The 3,276-nt window shown below is 34.7% G+C and carries 2 protein-coding genes; both read left to right on the top strand.

Translation table 11 applies throughout. The features are described from left to right. Positions 1-2,097: SbcC/MukB-like Walker B domain-containing protein (locus RMR19_RS16360; protein WP_310604574.1), on the top strand; the 2,097-nt coding region annotated here is incomplete at its 5' end. A 238-nt stretch (positions 2,098-2,335) separates the two neighbouring features. Next, a partial coding sequence (locus RMR19_RS16355; protein ID WP_310604573.1) for a carbohydrate binding domain-containing protein occupies positions 2,336-3,276 on the top strand: 941 nt, incomplete at its 3' end.

Here is a 3,276-nt window from a genome sequence, read left to right as displayed (position 1 = left end):
GCAAAGTGGGAGCAGGTTAAAGCAGAATTAGAGGTGATTTCACCAGAATATGAAGAATGTAAAAATGAATTTGAGAAACTAGATTCTCTTGAGAAAAGCTTATTAGAAAGCCAGATGAAGCAGACGCAAATAGAAGGATATCGTCCAATTATTCAGGAATTAACGGTATTGCATGAAAAGGTAACTTCGAATGAAAAAACAATTATAGAGATTCAAAACAAACAAGACAATCTGAAAAAAGAGCAGGAACAGTTAGAAGTCAAACAAAAAAACTATAAGGAAGAGTTTCAAAAATATGAAAATATTGAAGTTTTAATAGAGCAAAATAAAGCAACGCAAGAACGTTTACAAGGACAACTGCAAAGAGTGAGAGAACTACAAGAAAAGAAGAAAGCACTTGATGCAGGAATTCATGATAAAGAAAAGGCGATACCAGAGTATGAAAAGGCGGAACAAGAATACAAAGAAGCAAACAGAATATATGAAGAAAAAGAGATAAACTATCGTCGTGCATTGATTGGAATTGTTGCTAGAGAGCTAGAAGAAGGTATGCCTTGTCCTGTATGTGGTTCGACTACACACCCAAAGAAGGCGGTAGTGAATAATTATGCACCAAGTGAGAAGGAGTTAGAGGACTATAAGAAAGTAGTTGCAGATAAAACAGCAAGGTACCAAGACGTTTCGTCTAAAGTAGCCACATTATCAGAGAAGGCAAAGATTCTTGAACAAGATTTTGATAAACATTGTAAGGACTATGATATTGTTGCAAGACAAATTGATGAAACGATAGAAGACTTACAACAGAAACAATCTGCTTTGCAAAAGCAATTAGAAATCTATAATCAGAATCAACTACGAAAAACAGAATTAGCAGAGAGTATTGAAGCGTTGGATATGTTACAGAAGGAACAAGAGGGCGTAGTTGTTCAATGGGCAAACCAATATAGCCTTATTGTGCAGGAGAATAAACAATGGGAAGAACAAGTAGCGCAAAAGAAAGCGAATCTGCCAGCGGAATATCAAAGCAACCAGCAAGTAGTAGAAGCACTTAAACAGATTGGATTGCAGATTGAGAATCAAAAAAGACAGATACAAAATATTCGTGATGTCTATGATAAGACAAAGACAAAATATGAACAACTGCTTGCACTTCGTACCGAAAGGGAAGAAGAGATGCGTAAAGTTCATGCACAAGGAAAGATAGAGAAAGAAGAATTAGAAACAGCATTGCAAAGATACGGTTTTGCGTCAATTGGAGTATATAGAGAAGCGTCTATGGAAGGGAACGAACGGGCTTCGTTAGAGGATGAAATAAATGCTTATATTGAATGTTGTAAAGAAAAAGATACGCAGAAGAGAGCATTACAAGAGACATTGGGGAACGAATCAATCGTTGATGTTGGAGCATTAAAAGAAGAGTATCGATTGCTAACAGTGAAAAAAGGACAGATTCTTGAAGAAAAACAAGTATTCCATACGAAGCAAATGGTGAATGAGAAAGCATATAAGTCTATAAAGGAAAAACTAGTAAAGCGTTCTGCATTAGAAGAAGAGTATGGTGTTGTGAAACAGCTAGACAATGTGACAAAAGGAAACAATTCAGAACGACTTGTATTCGAGCAATATGTGTTAGCATCGTATTTTGAAGATATATTAAGAGCGGCGAATCTGCGTTTATTAGTTATGACAAACAGTCGATATGAGTTGCTTCGTTCTACAGAAATTAGTGATGCACGTAAGAAGGATAGTTTAGATATAGAGGTGTTAGACCACTATACCGGGAAGAAACGTTCCGTGAAGTCGCTTTCTGGTGGGGAATCCTTCAAGGCTGCACTTTCTCTTGCTCTTGGTATGTCTGATATTATTCAAGGGTATGCAGGGGGAATTGAGATTGATACGCTGTTCATAGATGAAGGCTTTGGCTCTCTTGATACCGAGTCGTTAGAGCAGGCATTGGATACCTTGTCAAAATTAACGAAGAAAAATCGATTGATTGGTATTATCTCTCATGTGAATGAATTAAAGGAGAGAATTAATAATCAAATTATTGTAGAACCAGGAAAGCAAGGCAGTACTTTGGTGATGAAAGCTATATAGAATAGCTGAATAAGATGTGAAAGAAGAATAAAAATATATAACAATTTGTTATGAGATGAGCAAACAACTAAATGAGTAACTATTTAAAACTAACAATATAGTAGTTTTAATTAGTTACTTTTTGTTTTAAATATATAAATAAATATAAAATTGAGACCAAAATTAAAAAAATGATATTTTAACAGATGCCAGAAAGCAATAAGATTAATGTACAAACAGTGTCAAGGAGGAGATAGTTTTGAAAACAAAAAAACGAGTAATAGCAGGGATATTAGTATTGGTAATGTTGCTATCATCTGTTGTTGATGGATCAACATTTAGAAAGGTGAGTGCAGCAGAAGTAGGAGCAGGGGGAAGTGGTGAAGATTATGTTGCACCAGTAGCAAAGAACTTACTTACAAATGGAAATTTAGAAGATGGTTTAACAGGATGGGATTATTATAATCAAGGGGCAACAATTACACATCAGCCATATAAAGCTGTTTTTAATGTTGAACAAAATGCAGCAGATTGGCAGATTAGTTTATACCAAAATGTTAGTAAAATTGAAACAGGTACAAAATATCTTATAAGTTTTGATATATTAAGTTCCGTAGATAGAACTGTAATTTTTGGATTTGACGGTAATAGAGATTTTAAATCAGATGTAATTCCTGCGGGAGTAAAACCAACAGTTAATTGTGAAGTAACTGCAGCACCCCAAAAATTCATGATATATCTTGGTACAGACGTTGGTGCTCATACAGTAGAGGTTTCTAATATCGTTTTATTGGAAAAACCAGAGGATTTACCAGATGATGAAAATGATGTGTTACCAGATGCAATTACTAATCTTGATGGATTAGATTTAAGCAAAGGAACATTACTTACCAATGGAAGTTTTTCACTTGGTTCAAATGGTTTAGAAGGCTGGAAGACAGATGCCGTTGAATGGATGACAACATGGAATGTAGTGCGTTATTCAAAGGTAGCAGATGGATTAAAAGTATGGATTACGAATGTGGGAGACGGTGCAGGAAATATTCCACAGGATGCAAAATTTTATCAAAATGTAAAATTAGCAGCGAATAAAACATATACAATTTCTTTTGATGTGTATTCAGAAAAAGCTAGAAGTATTCAGATATCACTAGATGGAAGAAAGAATATTCTAAGCAAAACAATTGCAATACAAAAGAA

The organism is Anaerosporobacter sp. (assembly GCF_031551385.1).
Taxonomy (GTDB): Bacteria; Bacillota; Clostridia; order Lachnospirales; family Lachnospiraceae; genus Anaerosporobacter.
The sequence above is the reverse complement of the archived record's forward strand: the minus strand, read 5'-3'. Positions and strand labels throughout refer to the sequence as shown.